Annotated in this window: 13 protein-coding genes; 11 read left to right on the forward strand and 2 right to left on the reverse strand. The window is 61.4% G+C overall.

Going from position 1 to position 19,614, the window contains the following annotated elements:
• Window positions 1-46: 46 nt before the first annotated feature.
• On the forward strand, window positions 47-247 hold the full coding sequence (locus DWX25_RS03925) for a hypothetical protein (RefSeq protein WP_117637971.1): 201 nt from the start codon (window positions 47-49) through the stop codon (window positions 245-247).
• 298 nt (window positions 248-545) lie between these two features.
• On the opposite strand, the gene DWX25_RS03930 is transcribed toward DWX25_RS03925, so the two are convergent.
• Window positions 546-1,250: a response regulator gene (locus tag DWX25_RS03930; protein ID WP_117583373.1), complete on the reverse strand. Its 705-nt coding sequence runs from the start codon at window positions 1,248-1,250 to the stop codon at window positions 546-548.
• Window positions 1,243-3,978, reverse strand: a complete 2,736-nt coding sequence (locus DWX25_RS03935) for a sensor histidine kinase KdpD (protein ID WP_117734670.1) — start codon at window positions 3,976-3,978, stop codon at window positions 1,243-1,245. Before DWX25_RS03935 ends, DWX25_RS03930 begins: the two co-directional genes overlap by 8 nt.
• Window positions 3,979-4,311: 333 nt before the next feature.
• Here DWX25_RS03935 and kdpA point away from each other — a divergent pair, with 333 nt between their 5' ends.
• The 10 genes from kdpA to ligA all read left to right on the forward strand — a co-directional run bounded on the left by kdpA (window position 4,312) and on the right by ligA (window position 19,593).
• Window positions 4,312-6,135, forward strand: coding sequence for a potassium-transporting ATPase subunit KdpA (gene kdpA / locus DWX25_RS03940; RefSeq protein WP_117763595.1), 1,824 nt, complete (start codon window positions 4,312-4,314; stop codon window positions 6,133-6,135).
• A 15-nt stretch (window positions 6,136-6,150) separates the two neighbouring features.
• Window positions 6,151-8,211, forward strand: a complete 2,061-nt coding sequence (gene kdpB / locus DWX25_RS03945) for a potassium-transporting ATPase subunit KdpB (RefSeq protein WP_117798993.1) — start codon at window positions 6,151-6,153, stop codon at window positions 8,209-8,211.
• Window positions 8,212-8,223: 12 nt separating this feature from the next.
• Window positions 8,224-8,814, forward strand: coding sequence for a potassium-transporting ATPase subunit KdpC (gene kdpC, locus DWX25_RS03950; protein WP_117763597.1), 591 nt, complete (start codon window positions 8,224-8,226; stop codon window positions 8,812-8,814).
• A 248-nt stretch (window positions 8,815-9,062) separates the two neighbouring features.
• Window positions 9,063-11,012: an NAD(P)/FAD-dependent oxidoreductase gene (locus DWX25_RS03955; protein WP_117798992.1), complete on the forward strand. Its 1,950-nt coding sequence runs from the start codon at window positions 9,063-9,065 to the stop codon at window positions 11,010-11,012.
• A gap of 205 nt (window positions 11,013-11,217) precedes the next feature.
• Complete coding sequence (locus DWX25_RS03960) at window positions 11,218-11,910, forward strand: GntR family transcriptional regulator (RefSeq protein WP_117763599.1); 693 nt, start codon at window positions 11,218-11,220, stop codon at window positions 11,908-11,910.
• 120 nt (window positions 11,911-12,030) lie between these two features.
• On the forward strand, window positions 12,031-13,053 hold the full coding sequence (locus tag DWX25_RS03965; RefSeq protein ID WP_158557577.1) for a LacI family DNA-binding transcriptional regulator: 1,023 nt from the start codon (window positions 12,031-12,033) through the stop codon (window positions 13,051-13,053).
• 141 nt (window positions 13,054-13,194) lie between these two features.
• Window positions 13,195-14,532: a glutamine synthetase family protein gene (locus tag DWX25_RS03970; RefSeq protein ID WP_117798990.1), complete on the forward strand. Its 1,338-nt coding sequence runs from the start codon at window positions 13,195-13,197 to the stop codon at window positions 14,530-14,532.
• Between the two features lie 50 nt (window positions 14,533-14,582).
• Window positions 14,583-15,245 (forward strand): response regulator transcription factor, encoded by a 663-nt coding sequence (locus DWX25_RS03975; protein ID WP_006234733.1) that lies wholly within the window; start codon window positions 14,583-14,585, stop codon window positions 15,243-15,245.
• A gap of 207 nt (window positions 15,246-15,452) precedes the next feature.
• Window positions 15,453-16,916, forward strand: a complete 1,464-nt coding sequence (locus DWX25_RS03980; RefSeq protein ID WP_117743212.1) for a S1C family serine protease — start codon at window positions 15,453-15,455, stop codon at window positions 16,914-16,916.
• 448 nt (window positions 16,917-17,364) lie between these two features.
• Entirely contained in the window at window positions 17,365-19,593 is a 2,229-nt protein-coding gene (gene ligA / locus DWX25_RS03985) for an NAD-dependent DNA ligase LigA (protein ID WP_117798989.1), read from the forward strand.
• Window positions 19,594-19,614 lie beyond the last annotated feature (21 nt).

Genomic DNA, 19,614 nt, shown 5'->3' on the forward strand with positions numbered 1-19,614 from the left:
GGAGAATGGGGTAAAGTAAGTGGTGGTTAACTAGAGGAGGCTTTCTATGGCACCTATCGATATTGTTGTGCTGGCCGTTATCGCCATTGCGTTTGTCGCCGTGTGCGTGCGCATTTATCGCAAGGGCACCTGCGCCGACTGCGCTCAAGGTGGCGTTTGCACGGGACATTGCTCCAACAAAAAGACCTGCGCCGCACTTAAGGGCGTAGACAAAATTGCCGAAGACTTGGGCCGCGGGATCAAATAAGGCCCGGACATCCAGGCATCCAGGCGCCTCGCGAGTATCCGTTCGCAGGGCGCTTTGCACATATGGGGGCGAGCGCGGTGAGTTAAAGAGTGATTTTGGGGTATCGCTAACTATGTGGTCAACGGTCCGCTCACCGTGGTCCATGCCGTAGCGGGCGCCAAGCTCGCCGTCGAAGGCATGACCAGCTACCTAGGCCTCTAACTCCATCCCGCCCATCAGTTGCGGTGGAATACGGACTGTTTTTGCTGTCAAAGGCCTTATCTACTCCGTATTCCACCGCAACTTTTTGTGGGGTGGGCTAGAGACGCTGCATGCGGTACCCGACACCCATGTGCGTCTGAATCATCTTGGGGTGAGAGGGGTCTGCCTCGATCTTCTTGCGCAGGGTGCGCATGAACACGCGCAGGCTCGCCAGATCGCTGTCCCAGCTCGTGCCCCATATCTCGCGGGTGATGAAGGTGTGGGTGAGCACCTTGTCGACGTTTTTCGCCAGAAGGACAAGCAATTTGTACTCGGTTGGGGTGAGCGAGAGCTCGCGTCCGTCTTTCGTCGCGTATCCCGCGGCGTAGTCGATATGCAGCGGACCGTTGTCGAACGTGCTCGCTTCTGTCGACTCGCTCGACGCCATCGAGGAGCGCCTCAAATTCGCACGGACGCGCGCGAGCAACTCATCCACAGAAAAGGGCTTGGTGAGGTAGTCGTCTGCCCCTGCGTCAAGTGCTGCAATCTTGTCGGAATCTTCGGTGCGCGCCGAAATGACGATAATGGGGACTGCCGACCAGCTTCGGATCTTCGTGATGACCTCGATACCGTCAATGTCGGGAAGGCCGAGGTCGAGCATGATGAGGCTGGGGCCGTGCGACACCGCATCCATGATGGCGGCCTGGCCGTTGCAAACTTTGCTCACGACGTAGCCGTGGAGGTCAAGCGCGGTCGAAACGAGGTTTTGAACGGTCAGGTCATCTTCGACCAGGAGGATGCGTGGCTTAGCGGCATTATTCATGAATCTCGATCTCCTCGGCGGGCAGGGTAAAACGGAAGACGGCCCCATGGGGGTGGTTGTCGCGAGCTTCGATGACGCCGCCATGCGCCTCCACGATGGAGCGGCAAAGCGACAGCCCAAGGCCGATGCTTCGACGCGAATCCACGGGCTGCGTATTGCTTGAGGTGAAGAAGCGCTCAAAGATATGAGGCTTGTCGCAGTCTGCCACACCCGGCCCATCGTCTGCGACGTCCACCACGACGAACGCGCCCTCGCGACGTGCGCTGATGGTGACAGTCGAGTCCTCGGGCGTGTATTTGAAGGCGTTCATGATGAGATTCGTAAGCACCTGCATGATGAGATGGACGTCGATGCGTACCAGCAGGATGTCGTCAGTGTGCTCGATGGTGACGGTACGTCCATGCGATGCTTGGGCGACATGGCTGAGGGCGGCCTCGATGACCTCGTCGATGAGCTCGGACGTGAAGTTGAGGCGAATGGTGCCGTCCTCGACGCGTGTGATGGCGAGGAGGTTCTCCACGGTATCGATAAGCCAGAGGGAGTCGTCGTAGATGGCATCGGCAAGATCGCAGCGTTGTTCGAGGCTGAGCTTCTCGTCGCTCTTCCGAAGGATTGCCGCAGATCCGGATATAGCCGTGAGGGGTGTCCTCAAATCGTGGCCGATGGAGCGCAAAAGGTTGGCGCGCAGCTGCTCGTTTTTCGCCAAGACCGCAGCTTCTTCGCGCTCCTGCGCTGCTCGGTCGCTTTCGAGCGCCAAGGCGCATTCACCTACGATAGATAGGACGATCGAATGCTCGAAGGCTTCGATCTCGCGCCCCTCCAGGGCGATGCCGATGACACCGAATACCTTGTCGCCGGTGCGAACCGCGAGGTAGAGACAGCGCGCCTCAGGCAGGGTCCGCGTGCTTGCGCCCGCGCGCTTGTTGTTGGTGTAGGTCCAGGTTGCAACGGCGCGCTCGTAGTCGGTGAGCAGCGACGCGGATCGGTTTTCGGTGCCAGCGGACTCATAGAGCGTCTTGCCGAGCGTGCCGTGTTCGGCGGTGTAGAAGACCACGTCGAGTTTTAGCAGTTTGATGAGTTGGTTCATGGCGACGCGGGCGCACTCCTCCGCGCTATGGGCTTGCTGCAAGAGCTGGTTCGTTTCGAGGAGTACGCGCGTTTTGAATGCGTTCTCGGCGGAGGTCCGGGCGTTGTCGGCGATGCGCGCAGTTAACTCGCCGGCGACCATAGCGGTAGCGAACATGATGCCGAACGTGACCAGATAGCTTCGGTCGTAGCTGGCGAGCGAAAACAGAGGCGTGACGAAGCAGAAGTTGTAAAGCACTACAGAGAGCACGCTCGATACGATCGTGCAGATGCGCCCCGTCGTGGTGACGGCGGTCAGCAGGGCCGTGAGGATATAGAGGGATATGATGCTGGAATCGGCAAAACCCAGATGGCGGAAAGCCGTGCCGATCGCCGTGGCGACAAGAGAGAGGGCCAGCGTGCGAAGCACGTCACGGCTGCTGGGCGGCTGCAGGGCGAGCGCACGGCGGCGTTCTTCGGGCCGGGAGGGCGGAGTCGACTGGTCTGGAATGATGTAAATGTCGAGGTTCGGGGCGAATGTTATGAGCTGTTCTACGAGAGATTTGCGGCCGAAGAGGGCCTGACGGACGCTGCTACGCTCGCCCGTGCGCCCCATGACGATCTTCGAAATACCCGACAGGCGCGCGAACTCGGAGATCTGAAACGCGATGTCGTCGCCATAGACGGTTTCCATATGTGCTCCGAGCTGTTCGGCCAGGGCGATATTGGCTGCAAGCTTGGCGCGCTCATTATCGCTCATGGCCTGCGCGCGCGGGCTCTCTACGAACAGGGCGACGAGCTCGCTGCGAAACGCTTTCGCCATGCGTGCGGCGGCACGGACGATGCGGGGATTGGTCGGCGCCGGGGAGACACAGACTAAGATACGCTCCCTGGTGTAGTAGTCACGGTTTCCCAGTACGCGTGCGGCGTCTGTGAGGTAGCCGGTGCGATCGGCGCAGCGGCGCAGCGCGATTTCTCGGAGTGCGGTGAGGTTCTCGACGGTAAAAAAATGCTGTTGCGCTCGGTCGGCTTGTGCGGGACGGTAGACGAGGCCGGCGCGAAGGCGCTCAAGTAGATCTTCGGGCTCTATGTCGACGAGCTCGACCTGGTCGGCATCATCGAAGATACGGTCGGGGATTCGTTCGCTCACGACAACGCCGGTGATGGATGCAACCATGTCGTTTAGGCTCTCGATATGCTGAACGTTCACGGTCGTATAGACGTCGATGCCCGCATGTAGAAGTTCCTCGACGTCTTGATAGCGTTTGTCGTGGCGAGACCCCGGTGCATCCGTATGGGCGAGCTCGTCGACAAGGATGAGCTGAGGGGCGCGTTCGATAGCCGCATCTAGGTCGAACTCGCTGAGCGCAATGCCGTTGTGCTCGATGAGTTTACAGGGCACGTTCTCAAGCCCTTGTGCAAGATGGGCAGTTGCCGGACGTTCGTGCGGCTCGATGTATCCCGCGACGACGTCGACACCTCGCCGCTTGGCGGCGTGGGCGGCTTGAAGCATCGCATAGGTTTTGCCTGCGCCAGCAGCGTAGCCAAAGAAAATCTTGAGGTGTCCCCGGCTGGTTCGAGCGTCATCGGCGACCTCGTCTTTCTCAATTGCCTTTAGGATGAGGTCTGGATTGACGCGAGTGTCCGATGCGTCGCGCTGCATAGCGTAGCCTTTCTGAAGCGTTGTCCATGCGTGCATACGCGGCGAGGGCGCCACTGTATGCTCGCGAGGTCGAGTATAGGCGCACTGCAGCCGCAATAGTGCTTTCTACCTGCATCTTTACGGCATCTTAAGGTCGTGAGCCCCAGCCCTCACGCCTCTTTAATCCCTAGAAGCGTTTACTGTCCCCAGACGCTTGCGAGAGCAGGCGTCCGAGACATCGGACCGCGCGTGAAAGGGGCGGTAATGGACATCCTCATTCCCATTATCGGAGTCGTCTGCATTGGACTCTTTATCTATGACATCTACATTCTGATGAGGAGTGATTCGTAAACTATGGACGCTGCGATTCAGTACATCTTGTACTTTGCCGTGCTCGTCGTCCTGGCCGTTCCGCTCGGTCGATTCATGGCCCATATCATGGATGGTGAGCATACGTTCCTGTCGCCTGTGATTGCTCCTGTGGAGCGTGGCGTCTATCGTCTGCTTCGCATCGACGCGGCAGAGCAGATGGGGTGTAGGCGCTATCTGGCGAGCGTGCTGGTCTTTTCGGGGATCGGCCTCGTGGCTCTTGTGGCACTCCAGGCGCTTCAGTCCTTCTTGCCAGGCAATCCCCAGCACCTGCCGGGTGTGCCGTGGGATCTGTCGTTCAATACGGCCGCTTCCTTCATAACCAACACCAATTGGCAATCCTATTCCGGTGAGACCACCCTGTCCTACTTTGTGCAGTTCATGGGCCTCACCGTGCAGAACTTCGTTTCCGCTGGCACCGGTATCGCGGTCATGTTCGCGCTGATCCGCGGCTTCCGTCAGGTCAAGGAGCAGGGTCTGGGTTCCTTCTGGGTCGACCTCACCCGCACCGTCCTGTATGTGCTCATCCCGCTGAACCTCGTGTTCGGCATCTGCCTGGCTGCCGGTGGCGTCATCTCCAACTTCCAGCCGGCTCAGAAGGCTGAGCTCGTAGAGCCCGTCGCTGTCCAGCCTAATGCAGACGGCGGCTGGAGCGTCATCGACGGCGCCCAGATCGAGGGCGACACGGTCAAGGTCGACGGCAAGGTTGTCGAGGGCGCGCGCGTGGTCACCGAGCAGTTCCTGCCCCAGGGTCCCGCGGCTCCTCAGGTCGCCATCAAGCAGTCCGGCACCAACGGCGGCGGCTTCTTCGGCGTGAACTCCGCCCATCCGTATGAGAACCCCAGTGCCTTCACCAACATCATCGAGATGACCATCCTGCTGCTGATCCCGGCCGCCTGCTGCTTCACCTTCGGTATCGGCGTCAAGAACACCAAGCAGGGCAAGGCTATCTTTGCCGCCATGTTCATCCTGCTGGTGATCTTCACCGGCATCATCGCCGTCAACGAACATGCGGGCACCCCGCAGCTGGCCGATGGCGGAGCGGTCAATATCGAGATGACCGACGGCCAGGCCGGCGGCAACATGGAGGGCAAGGAGAGCCGCTTTGGCATCGCCTCCTCTTCCACCTGGTCCGCTTTCACGACGGCTGCTTCCAACGGCTCGGTCAACTCCATGCACGACTCCTACACCCCGCTCGGCGGGTTTGTCCAGATGCTCCAGATAGCGCTGGGCGAGGTGGTGTTCGGCGGCGTGGGCTGCGGCCTGTACGGCATGATCGGCTTCGCCATCCTCACGGTGTTTATCGCCGGCCTTATGGTCGGCCGCACGCCCGAGTTCCTGGGCAAGAAGATCGAGCCGACCGAGATGCGCTGGGCGGTGGTTCTGTGTCTCGCCACTCCGTTCGCCATTCTGGTGAGCTCCGCTATCGCCTGCATGGTGCCCGGTCTTGTCGACCAACTCAACAACGGCGGGGCGCATGGCTTCTCCGAGGTGCTGTATGCCTTCACCTCATGCGGCGGCAACAACGGCTCGGCGTTTGCAGGCATGAACTGCAACACCCCGTGGATCAATGTGCTGCTGGGTATCGAGATGCTGTTCGCGCGGTTCCTGCCGATTGTGGGCACGCTCGCCATTGCGGGCTCGCTGGCCGGGAAGGGCAAGGTCGCCGAGAGCGCCGGCACGCTTTCCACCACCAATGCCATGTTCGTGTTTCTGCTGGTATTCGTCGTTCTGCTGATTGGCGCCCTGAGCTTCTTCCCGGCGTTGGCGCTTGGTCCCGTTGCCGAATTCTTCCAGATGGTTGCGTAAAGGAGTCGCAGATTTATGGTTATGCAAAAAGACATGATGAGCCGCGCGGTGCGCGATTCATTTGCCAAGCTTGACCCCCGTGTCCAGGTCCAAAACCCGGTTATGTTCCTGGTGTGGCTTTCGGCCGCCATGACCTCCATTCTGGCCATCGCCTCTATTTTTGGGGTACAGGACGCCGGCGTCCCCACGTACTATGTGATCGCCATTGCCGTCATTCTCTGGCTGACCGACCTCTTTTCAAATTTTGCCGAGGCACTTGCCGAGGGCCGCGGTAAGGCGCAGGCAGACTCCCTGCGCGCGGCGAAAAAGGACGTCGAGGCCCATCGCATCGAGTCCGTCGAGGATAAGGACCGCTTCACGGTCGTTCCCGGTACCGAGCTCTCACGCGGGGATCTGGTGGTCGTGCGCGCCGGCGAGCAGATTCCGGGAGACGGCGATGTCATCGAGGGTGCCGCCTCGGTTGATGAGTCGGCCATCACCGGCGAGTCTGCACCCGTGGTTCGCGAGGCTGGCGGCGACCGTTCTGCCGTCACTGGCGGCACTACCGTGCTTTCCGATTGGATTGTGGTGAAAATCACCAGCGAGCCTGGCCAGAGCTTCCTGGATAAGATGATCGCCATGGTCGAGGGCGCCGCCCGCAAGAAGACCCCCAACGAGGTCGCGCTCGAGATCTTTCTGGTTGCTCTGTCCGTCATCTTCATCCTCGTGACGCTCGCACTGTACTGCTACTCGAGTTTCTCTGCAGGGCTCAACGGTATGGCGAACCCCACCGCTGTGACCACGCTCGTTGCCTTGCTCGTCTGTCTGGCGCCCACCACCATTGGTGCGCTGCTGTCCGCCATTGGCATCGCCGGCATGAGCCGACTGAACGAGGCCAACGTGCTGACCATGTCCGGCCGCGCCATCGAGGCCGCCGGCGACGTCGACATCCTCATGCTCGATAAGACCGGTACCATCACCTTGGGCAACCGACAGGCCGCTGAGTTCATTCCGGTCGACGGTGTCGATCCGGCAGAACTCGCCGATGCCGCGCAGCTGTCCTCTCTGGCGGATGAGACCCCCGAGGGCCGCTCCATCGTCGTGCTCGCCAAGGAGCAGTTTGGGCTGCGCGGCCGCACGCTCGAGGATAAGGGCATGGAGTTCATCCCCTTCACCGCGGCGACCCGCATGTCCGGTGTGAACTACGCCGGCAGCGAGATTCGCAAGGGTGCGGCCGATTCCGTTCGCGCTTATGTGGAGGCTGCCGGAGGAGTGTTCTCGAAGGAGTGCGACGAGGCCGTCGAACGCATTGCGAAGGTGGGCGGCACCCCGTTGGTCGTGGCAAAGGACCGACGTGTGCTGGGTGTCGTCTACCTTAAGGACATCATCAAGTCCGGCGTGAAGGAGAAGTTCGCCGACCTGCGCCGCATGGGTATCAAGACCATCATGGTGACGGGCGATAACCCGCTCACGGCGGCCGCCATCGCCGCCGAGGCGGGCGTGGACGACTTCCTGGCCGAGGCCACCCCTGAAGGCAAGCTCGAGAAGATCCGCGAGTTCCAGCGTGAGGGCCACCTGGTCGCCATGACCGGCGATGGCACCAACGATGCGCCGGCGCTCGCCCAGGCGGACGTCGCCGTGGCCATGAACACCGGCACTCAGGCCGCCAAGGAGGCCGGCAACATGGTCGACCTCGACTCCAGCCCCACCAAGCTCATCGAGGTCGTGCGTATCGGCAAGCAACTGCTCATGACCCGCGGCTCGCTCACGACCTTCTCGGTCGCCAACGACGTCGCCAAGTATTTCGCCATCATCCCGGCGCTGTTCTCGCCGATCTACCCCGGGTTGGACGCCCTCAACATCCTGGGGCTCACCAGCCCGTTGTCTGCCGTGCTGTCCGCCATTATCTACAACGCGTTGGTCATCGTCGCGCTGATTCCTGCCGCCCTGAAAGGCGTGAAGTACCGCGAGCTTTCGTCCGGCCAGCTGCTGACCCACAACCTGCTGGTGTGGGGTCTGGGCGGTATCGTGGCGCCGTTCGTATTCATCAAAATTATCGACATACTGCTGGCCTTGTTCGGCATTGGCATGATGTAGACGGAGGTTTGTATGTTCAAAGGTATCGCATCGCGCGCACTTGGCGTGTTCGCGCTGTTTACCATCGTCTGCGGCCTGGGATACACGCTCGTGGTGACCGGCGTCGCGCAGCTTGCGTTTCCGTACCAGGCGAACGGATCGCTCATTACGGTCGACGGCAAGGTTGTGGGTTCCGAGCTCATCGGCCAGAACTTCGATGACGAAGCCCACATGTGGGGTCGTATCCAGAACGTATCAATTGTCGAAGGCGAAGACGGCGAGCTCATGGCGTATGGTGCCCCGTCCAACCTGTCCCCGGCGAGTGAGGAGTATCGGCAGCTGATAGATGCGCGCGTGAAGAAGATCCGCGCCGCCAACCCCGATGCCGATATGGACGCTGTGCCCGTCGATCTGGTGACGTGTTCGGGGTCCGGCCTCGACCCGGAGATCTCTCCGGATGCCGCCGAGTACCAGGTTCCGCGCCTTGCCAAGGCCACGGGCAAAAGTGAGGACGAGGTGCGCGACATCATCGCCGCGTGCACCAAGGGCCGTTTCCTCGGCATGTTCGGCGAGCCCACGGTCAACGTGCTCAAGGTGAATCTTATGCTGGACGGCGCGCTGTAGGTGAGGGGGTGGCGGATGAGGGCATGACTGACTATCTGAGCCCTCAATTCCACCCCGCCCATCAGTTGCGGTGGAATACGGACTGTTTTTGCTGCCAAAGGCCTTATCTACTCCGTATTCCACCGCAACTTTTTTGTGAGGGTCGGGATTGAAGGTGAGGAGTGCGAGCGAGTGCAGATACGGCGGTTGCTGATACGATAGGTACATCAGCAACCGCCGCCGAGCGGCTCAAACGAAAGGAACCCTGTATGGAGTCCTCCGCCTACCCGATGCTCTTCAGCCCGATCAAGGTCGGTACGACCGAGGTTAAGAACCGCGTCTTTATGCCGCCGGTGTCCACCAACCTGGCCGACCATGGCTACGTGACCGAAGACCTGGTCGACCACTACCGTGCCCGCGCCAAGGGCGGCGTGGGCCTGATCATCACCGAGGTCGTGACGGTCGAGCCCACCTATACCTATCTGCCGGGTGACATGTGCTGCTACGACGACTCGTTTATCCCCGGCTGGGAAAAGCTCGCCGCGGCCGTCCACGAGTACGGCTGCAAGATCATGCCGCAGCTCTTCCACCCCGCCTACATGGCCTTTAACATTCCGGGCACGCCGCGCCTGATTGCTCCGTCCTTTGTGGGCCCCTCCTATGCCCGCGAGGCGCCGCGCCCCATCACGGTCGATGAGATCCACGAGCTCACGCATCAGTTCGGCGACGCCGCCGTGCGTATGCAGAAGGCCGGCGTTGATGGCGTCGAGGTCCATGCGGCGCACGCCCATGGCATGCTCGGCGGCTTTTTGACCCCGCTCTATAACAAGCGTACCGACGAGTACGGTGGCTCGCTCGACGCCCGCATGCGCTTCTTGCTCGAGGTCATCGCCGAGATTCGCGAGCGTTGCGGCAAGGACTTCATCATCGACGTCCGTATCTCGGGCGACGAGTACACCGATGGCGGCCTGACCCTCAACGACATGATCTACGTCTCGCGGCGCCTGGAGAAGGCCGGCGTCGACATGATTCACGTGTCGGGCGGTACCACCATCAAGCGCGGCTCTGCAATTCCCGCCGCTGGCACGCAGCAGGCTTCGCACGCCGCTTGCTCGCGCGAGATCAAAAAGCATGTGAACATTCCCGTTGCCACCGTGGGCCGCATCAACGAGGCATGGATTGCCGAGGAGCTGATCGAGGACGGCGCTGCCGACATCTGCATGATGGGCCGCGCCAATCTGTGCGATGCCGAGTTCTGCAACAAGGCGGCTGCCGGCAACGCCGACGAGATTCGTCCCTGCATCGGCTGCCTGCGCTGCCTGAACGGCATCATGTTCGGCAAGCGCATCTCCTGCACCGTCAACCCGGACGTGGAGCGCGACGAGGCCGGCTACGAGCCTGCCGCCGAGGCCAAGAACGTGCTCGTCGTGGGCGCCGGCCCCGCGGGTATGGAGGCGGCCTACATTGCCGCCAAGCGCGGCCACAACGTGGTGCTCGTGGACAAGCAGGATGAGCCGGGCGGCGAAATGCGCATCGCAGCCGTTCCGCCGGCAAAGCAGGAACTCACCCGCGTGATCAAGTATCAGTACCGTCGCCTGGCCGAGGCCGGCGTCACGTGCGTCTTTGGTACCGAGCTTTCGGCCGAGGACATTCAGCGCGATTACGCGGGCTACGAGGTTGTCCTGGCTTATGGCGCCGAGCCCATCGCTCCGGCCTTTATGCAGGGCTTTAAGCAGGTTATGACGGCTGACGACCTGCTGGGCGGCAAGGCCTTCCCGGGCAAGAAGATCGTCATCGTGGGCGGCGGCACCGTCGGCTGCGAGACGGCCGATTACCTGGCCCCGTTGGTCAACGACCTGTCGCCGGCCAATCGCGATGTCACCGTCATTGAGATGACCAAGACGCTCGCCGCCAACGAGGGCGGTGCCGGTCGCGCGGTGCTCATCACGCGCATGCTCTCCAAGGGCGTTCACGTGCTGACCGAGGCCAAGGTGACCGAGATTACCGAGGACACCATCAGTTACGAAAAGGATGGCCAGATCCACACCATCGCCGATGCCGATACGCTGGTGCTTGCCATGGGCTACCGCCCCAATACCAAGCTTGCCGATGACCTTGCCGCTGCCGGCGTTGTCACCCACGTGCTGGGCGATGCCCAGAAGTGCGGTAACATCCGCGACGCCATCGGCGATGGCTACAAGGTCGCCTGCGAGCTCTAATCAATCCCCTGGCGCATGAGGGGGGCGTCTCTGCGCCATCCGATAGCAAAACAGCGGTGGTGTCCCGGGTTTCGGGATGCCGCCGCTTGTTCTTGTGATCCTGGCGACGTGAGCGCGCCCTATTTCACCGCAACTGAGGGAATGGGGGATGCGATAGTATTACGTGGTGATATTCGACAAACCGTGAGCTTCATTCGAGGGCTTTATGGAACAGCACCAGCATTATCAGAGCCTGCAAGATCAGGCATACAACGCATTGCGCTCCAAGATCATCTATGCCGAGCTCAAGCCCGGCACGCGCCTTTCGGCGATTGGTCTGGAAAAGGAGACGGGAATCGGGCGCACGCCCATTCGCGAGTCTTTTGTGCGCTTGCGTGAGCAGGAGCTGGTGGAAACGCGTCCCAAAAGCGGCACCTATGTCTCAAAAATCAGCATGGAGCGCGCCGAGAACGCCTGTTTCTTGCGAGAGAAACTCGAGAGAAGCGTGCTCATTAAATGCTGCTCTGCCGCCACGCCCGAGCAAAAGCAGCGGCTCGAGCGGATTCTTGCCGAGTCCGAGTCGCTCGACCATAGCGAAACGCGTCGCTTTTTCGATCTGGACAACCTGTTCCATGAGACGTGTTTTGAGATTGCCGGCCGCCACATGTTGTGGGATTGGATGAGGAGCGTCAATACGCATTTCGAGCGCTACAACTGGTTGCGTATGGTGTCGCAGGATCTGGATTGGGAGCCGATTCGTCGGCAGCATCGCCGGATTCTCGAGGCCATTAAGAAGGGCGATACCGACGCGGCGAGCTATTTGGCAGAGACGCACTTGCATCTGATGCCCGAGGAGCAGGGCCCGGTTATCGCCTTGCATCCCGACTATTTTGAGCTGCCTAAAGACTCGGCCATCTAACTCGCGCCCTTTATTAGCTGCGGTGAAATTAAGATCGTTCTGCGGCTCTGGTGGCGTAGGCAGTTCGTATAAATGCCTAAAATGGCTCAGGTTGCCGACAATTGGGAAACGGGGTGCGCTATGGCGCAGATGAGAATCAAGGACATTGCCGCCGAGGCGGGCGTGAGCCCGGCCACGGTTTCGCGCTACCTCAATAACCGCCCCGGGCAGATGACCGAGGAAACCCGTGCTCGCATCGCGGCGGTTATCGAGCGCACTGGCTATCGCCCACGTGCCGCCGCACGCAATCTACGCAGCTCACGCACCAACCTCATCGGCGTGATTCTGGCCGACATTGGCAACCCGTTCTCGAGCGCCATGCTCGAAGGGCTTTCCGCCAGCGCCGCCGCGCGCGGCAGCTCGCTCATGACGGCCATTAGCGGCAACGACCCCGCCAAGGAGGCAGAGTCGCTCACCAGACTTATCGATGCCGGCGTGGACGGCCTGATCGTCAACACCTGTGGTGGCAACGACAAAGCGATCGCCGCGGCCGCGGGGCGCCTGCCTGTCGTTCTGCTCGACCGCGATGTTGCCAATGGCGGCATCGATCTGGTGACCTCTAACAACCGCGAGTTGGTCGCCGGCCTGGTAGACGCCTTGGTCGCCGCGGGCAGCGAGCACCTGTGCCTGCTCACCGAGGCAAGCGACGACAGCCCCGTGCGTCGCGAGCGCGCCGAGGCCTTTGCCGACGAGCTCTCGCGTCGCGCCCCGACCGGCGAGGTCGTCACCCTGGCCGACGGTGGCGCCGCGGGTGTCGGCCGCCTGGACGAGGCCATCCGCGACTATGCGGGCAAAAAGCTCGGCCTTATCGCCGTCAACGGCCTGGTCTTTCTGCGTCTGACCGAGGCGTTGGCGCAGCTGGGCCCCTCGCTGCCGGCGGGTCTCAAGATTGCGACGTTTGACGATTACCCCTGGAATCATGTGCTCTTTGGCGGCGTGACCACGGCCGCGCAGGACACCCTCACCATCGCCGAGCGCGTGGTCGAGCGTCTGTCTGAGCGCATCGATGTGGTCACCACCACGGTGGGCGATGCCGCAAAGCTCGCCCCCAAGCGCATCGAGATTCCCGGTCACATCGAACACCGCGCTTCGACCTCGCGCTAACCATTCGTTCGTGCTTGGCACCCGCCTGTTCGCGCACGTTTTTTGAGCGCTTGATACGCTTTAACCCTGCGGAAACATTTTTCTGCGATAGTATCTGCGGTATAGACCAGTCGAAACCCGCCCGAAAGAAAGGGGAGCGACATGAACCAGCAGAACATCGATTACGTACTCCGCTCCGTAGAGCAGCGTGACATCCGCTTTGTGCGTCTGTGGTTTGTCGACATTCTCGGCCGCCTCAAAAACTTTGCCATTAGCCCCGAGGACCTCGAGGTCGCATTTGAGGAGGGCATTGGCTTTGACGGCTCGGCCATCGAGGGTTTTGCCACGCCCGAGGAAGCCGATATGCTGGCGTTTCCCGATGCTTCGACCTTCCAGATTTTGCCGTGGCGTCCGAGCCACAACGGCGTCGCCCGTGTGTTCTGCGACGTGTGCACTCCCGATCGCAAGCCCTTCGCCGGCGATCCGCGCGATGCGTTGCGTCGCATGTTCCGCAAGGCAGAGAAAGCCGGCTATCTGCTCAACGTGGGCGCCGAGCTGGAGTATTACTACTTCCCCGACGAGCACACGCCCGAGCCTCTCGACAACGTGGGCTACTTCGATCTTTCGGTGAGCGATGCCGCTCGCGATCTGCGCCGCAACACGGTCCTTACGCTCGAGAAGATGTCCGTGCCCGTGGAGTACACCTTCCATGCCGCCGGTCGCTCGCAGCACGGCATGAGCCTGCGCCATGCCGAGGCCCTGAGCATGTCCGACGCCATTACCACGGCCAAACTCATCATTAAGCAGCAGGCTTACGAGAGCGGCTGCCACGCCTCCTTTATGCCCAAGCCGTTGGCGGGCGAGGACGGCAGCGCCATGTTTTTGCATCAGTCGCTGTTCGACCACGACGGCAACAATGTCTTTTGGGGCGAGGCCGACGAGAAGTACCACCTCTCCGATATTGCCAAGCATTACATGGCCGGCATCCTGGCGCACGCGCGCGAGATCAGCGCCATCACCAACCCCACCGTCAACTCGTACAAGCGCATCACCACGGGCGGCGACTCCGTGCCGCAGTACGCCACGTGGGGCTTGCGCAACCGCGCAAGCATGGTTCGCATCCCGGTCTACAAGCCCGGCAAGCAGCTGTCCACGCGCATCGAGCTTCGTAGCCCCGATCCCATGGCCAACCCGTATCTGGTCAACGCCGTCACGCTGGCGGCTGGTCTCGACGGCATTGAGCGCAAGCTGGAGCTCCCGCCCGAGGCCACGGCCGAGACGCTCAAGCTCAACGACCGCCAGATGCTCGAGGCCGGTTATACGCCGCTGCCGCGCTCGCTTAAAGAGGCACTCGACGTCTTTGAGGACTCGCAGTTTATGAAGGATGCCCTCGGCGAGCACATCCATAGCTTCTTCCTCAAAAAGAAGCGCGACGAGTGGCATAAGTTCGAATCCACGATCACCGAATGGGAGATCAAGCACTACCTGGCGAACTCCTAATCGCGCTGGCTTGTTCCAGTACGATTGAGCTCATTTCCTTGGAGGCCGATATGTCCGAAAAGAGTGCCCTGTTCATGGCGCGCACGACGCGCTTTCACGAGTTTGCCCGCAGCTTGACGACCACCCTGGGTGTCGAGGTGAGCCTGGCCACCCCCGATTCGCCGACTGCGGCGCACGACTTTGACCTGCTGATCCTCGATTCTGATGGCATCCGCAGCGACCGCATCGATCAGATTGCCAAGTGGCTTGACGATCGCGGTGGCGTTCCCATGTTGGTGATCGTCGACGACGAGGCGCTCGGCACCCTGCGCCTGCCCAATCACGCGCATGCCGACTTTGTATGCCCCACGGCGACGCCCAACGAGCTCAAGGCTCGTGCGCAGCGCCTGATGGGCGAGGAGGAGACCGTCACCGCCGACGATGTACTCAACATCGACAACCTCGAGATCAACCTGGCTACCTACCAGGTGACGCTCGATAACGAGCCCATCGACCTGACGCTGATGGAGTACTCGCTGCTGAGCTTTTTGGCCACGCACCCCAACCGCGCCTACAGCCGCGAGGTGCTGCTGCACCGCGTGTGGGGCTTTGAGTACTGCGGCGGTACGCGTACTGTCGACGTGCATATCCGACGCATCCGCTCCAAGGTGGGCCCGCAGATCGCGGCACACATCACCACCGTCCGCGGCGTGGGCTATCTGTTTAAGGACTAGATTTCCACCACAAAGGGGACAGGCGCCTTTGTGGTGGCTTTGCCACAGGTGGGGGTCCCTTTCGGGTCTGCAACAGAACTTAAACCTTCCTAAAAGATTTCGTTCTCATACACGTTCGCCCACATATTGGGGTACAACTCAACGTGAACAATGATGGCCCGCCACATGTTTGGCGGGCCTTTGGTTATTTGACGAAAGGATTGCAGCATGAACGAGAACGATCCCCAGCGTCCCCAGGATGCGGGCAACGCCGGCGAGACTCAGCAGCAGCCGCGCGTACAGGTGGAGTCGACGCCTGCCGACGGCAACAACATTCCCTACGTGCAGGCCTACGACACGCAGACCGGCAAGCCGCTGGGCGGCCAGCAGGTTGTAAACAAGCACACGGTGGTCAAGACCAAGACCAAAAAGCTGCCGATCTTTATTACGGCGCTTGCCGGTTGTGCCTGCGGAGCCTTGCTGGTCATCGCACTCATTATGAGTGGCACGCTCGATATTGGTGGCGGTAAGAATGCCGTGACGGCGGGTGCTTCGGGTTCATCGACGCAAAAGATCACCATCGACTCCGAGGACACCACGCTGGCCGAGGCCGTCTCTGCTAAGGCCCTGCCCTCCGTCGTTTCCATCGCCGCCACTTCGAGCGGTAGCCAGAATGGCTCGCTTTCGCAGTCTGCCGACGAGTCGGATAGCTCGGGCAGCGTCGGTTCGGGCGTGGTGCTCGATACCGAGGGCCACATCCTCACCAACAACCACGTGGTCGATGGTTACGACCAGTACGTGGTGACCATGGACGACGGCACCACCTATGAGGCCGAGTTCGTGGGCAACGATGCCTCGAGCGACCTCGCCGTCATCAAGCTCAAGGATGCCGATGCCTCCAAGCTCACCCCGATCGAGATCGGCGACTCCTCCAAGCTCAACGTGGGCGAGTGGGTCATGGCGATCGGTTCGCCGTTTGGCAACGAACAGTCTGTCTCCACGGGTATCGTGTCGGCACTGTATCGCTCCACGGCCATGAGCTCTACCAGCGGCAATACCATCTATGCCAACATGATTCAGACCGACGCCGCTATCAACCCGGGCAACTCCGGCGGCGCGCTCGTCAACGACAATGGTGAGCTTGTGGGTATCAACTCGCTCATCGAGAGCTATTCGGGCTCCAGCTCGGGCGTGGGCTTTGCCATTCCGGTCAACTATGCCAAGAACATTGCCGACCAGATCATCGACGGCAAGACGCCGGTGCATCCGTACATGGGCGCTACGCTTTCGAGCGTCAACGCGCTCAACGCCCGCACCAACAAGCTGAGCACCGATAGCGGCGCGTATGTGGCGAGCGTCGTTGAGGATGGTCCTGCTGCCAAGGCCGGCATTCAGGAGGGCGATGTCATCACCAAGCTGGGCGACGACGAGATCACGAGCGCCGATGGCCTGATCATCGCACTGCGCAGCCACGAGGTGGGCGAGAAGGTCGAGATCACGCTCATGCGCGGCAAGGAAGAGAAGAAGGTCACGGTTGAACTGGGCTCCGACGAGGAGCTGCAGAACCAGCAGCAGGACGACAGCGCGACCGACACCGGCAACGGCGGTATTACCGACGAACAGCTGCGCCAGTACCTGGAGGAGCTGCTAGGCCAGCAGGGCCAGGGCCAGGGCTACGGTCAGGGTTACTAACGAGCCACTCCACACATATCGAAGCCAGAGGGGGCTGTCCCGCCAACGCGGGGCAGCCCCCTCTTTTCGCGATGATCCCTTGGGGACGAGGAAAACGGATCACTTGTGGCTGGTAAGAGACTTGGTTCGGAATGGCCTGGACAGTTAGTTCAGATACGTATAAATCTGGGGCAGCTTGGGATGCGTTTTGAGCAATTTTTGATTGGGATGGGGCTTGAATGGGCGTTTGGGAGGGAGAGCGGGACGTTTACATGGTCTCAGGGAGCCCAAATTAGCTGAAACAGGGGTGTTCGTGCCTGATCCAGCTCTAGGATTTATACGTATCTGAACTAACTGTCCACCCCAGTCTGGCGGCTGCCGATTCGGTGCGGTTCGAGACCGCTATTCGGCCTCATTGCGACCGGTGGTACTCTAGTATCCGTTTGAAATCGAGCGAAGGAGTGCCGCTATGGAGCAATCGAGCCTGTTTGGTGACGGCGTGGACATCGATACCGAAACGCCCACGACCGCGGAAGCCACCGCACCGACCGATGCCCGTGCCCAAGCGGCAACACGCGCGGCCGAGCTGCGCCACGAGCTCGACTACCATGCCTATCGCTACTACATGCTCGATGCGCCCGAGATCACGGACGCCGCCTTTGACAAAATGCTCGTTGAGCTGCAGGAGATCGAGGCGGCCTATCCTGACCTGGTGACGCCCGACAGCTATACCCAGCGCGTGGGCGGCTACGTGAGCGAGCAGTTTACGCCGGTAACGCACATGGCGCGCATGTATTCCATGGACGATGCCATGGATCTGGACGAGCTCGACGCATGGCTCCAACGCACCGAGGATGCGCTCGGTGCCGGCAGCGTCACCTATACTTGCGAGCTTAAGATCGACGGTCTGGGCGTGGCGCTTACCTATCAAAACGGCACCTTTGTGCGCGCGGCCACACGTGGCGATGGCACCACGGGCGAGGACGTATCGCTCAACGTCCGTACCATCAAGGATGTGCCCATGCACCTGTCCGAGCCGGCGCTCGCCCACATGGGCGCCGACCGCGAGCGCACCATTGAGGTACGCGGCGAGGTCTATATGCCCAAAGGCAGCTTTGTACGTCTGAATGAAGAGGCCGATGCCGAGGGCCGCGACCCCTTCGCCAACCCGCGCAACGCCGCTGCAGGATCCTTGCGCCAAAAAGACCCCAAGGTCACGGCGCGTCGCGACTTGGCCACCTTTATCTATGCCATTGCCGATACCGACCCGTTGCACGTCCACAGCCAGCGCGAATTTCTCGACTGGCTGCGCAACGCCGGCTTTAGCGTCAACCCCAACGTGGCTCGTTGCGCCACGCCGGCCGAGGTCCACGAGTTCTGTGCCCAGGCGCTCGAGCACCGCGGCGACCTGGACTACGACATCGACGGCGTGGTCGTAAAGGTTGACAGCTTCCAGCAGCAGCTCGACCTAGGTTTTACCGCCCGCGCACCGCGCTGGGCCATTGCCTTTAAGTTCCCGCCCGAGGAAAAGCAGACCATCCTGCGCGAGATTCGAATCCAGGTTGGTCGCACCGGCGTACTCACGCCGGTCGCCGAGTTCAACCCGGTGACGGTCGCCGGTTCCACCATCGCGCGCGCCACGCTGCACAACATCGACGAGATCCGCCGCAAAAACGTGCGCGAGGGCGATACCATCATCGTGCACAAGGCGGGCGACGTGATTCCCGAGGTCGTGGGGCCGGTGCTCGACAAACGCCCGGCCGATTCGGTCGACTGGCACATGCCAGAGGTCTGTCCCGTGTGCGGCAGCCCCGTGGTCCACGAGGATGGCGAGGTGGCATATCGCTGCGTGTCCATCGACTGCCCGGCGCAGCTCAAGGAGCGCCTGCTCCACTGGGTGAGCCGCGGCTGCATGGACGTGGACGGCCTGGGCGACGAGATCGTCGACAAGATGATCGCTGCTGGCCTGATCCACGATGTCGCCGACTTCTACCAGCTCACGGTCGACGACATCGCCGGCCTAGACACGGGTCGCGTGTATGCCAGCTCCAACAGCAAAAAGGGCGTCAAGAAGGGTGACCCCATCCCGGTGGGCCTCAAGACGGCCGAGAAAATCATCGCCGAGCTCAACAAGTCCAAGAGCCAGCCGCTCGGTCGCGTACTGTTTGCCCTGGGTATCCGCCACGTGGGCAAGAGTGTGGGCGAGGTCATCGCCGAACGATTCCTGTCGATTGACAAGCTCATCTTGGCAAGCGAAGAGGACATCGCCGAGTGCGAGGGCATCGGTCCCAAGATTGCGGCAAGCGTCAAGCAGTTCCTGGCCGTGCCCGAGAACCTTGCCGTGTTGGAGCGCCTGCGCCAGGCGGGCCTGTCGCTCGAGGTCGACTTGGGCGCCGCGCACGCGCAGGCCGCAGCCGACGCTGGCGTGGCGGGTGAGCTTGCTGACGCACAGCCGCTTGCGGGTCTGACCTTCGTGCTCACCGGCACGCTCGTCAACCGCACCCGCGACGAGGCGGGCGCGGCGCTCAAGGTGCTCGGCGCCAAGGTTTCGGGCAGCGTGTCAAAGAAGACGAGCTATCTGGTCGCCGGCCCCAAAGCGGGCTCCAAGCTCACCAAAGCCGAGCAGCTGGGCGTGCCTGTATTGGATGAGGACGCACTCGAGCAGATTCTTGCGACTGGTGAGGTGCCCCAGGCTTAAGGCGCCGATAGCCAAATTAAT

This window comes from Collinsella sp. AF18-8LB, assembly GCF_003459795.1.
In the GTDB taxonomy this organism is placed as follows: Bacteria; Actinomycetota; Coriobacteriia; order Coriobacteriales; family Coriobacteriaceae; genus Collinsella.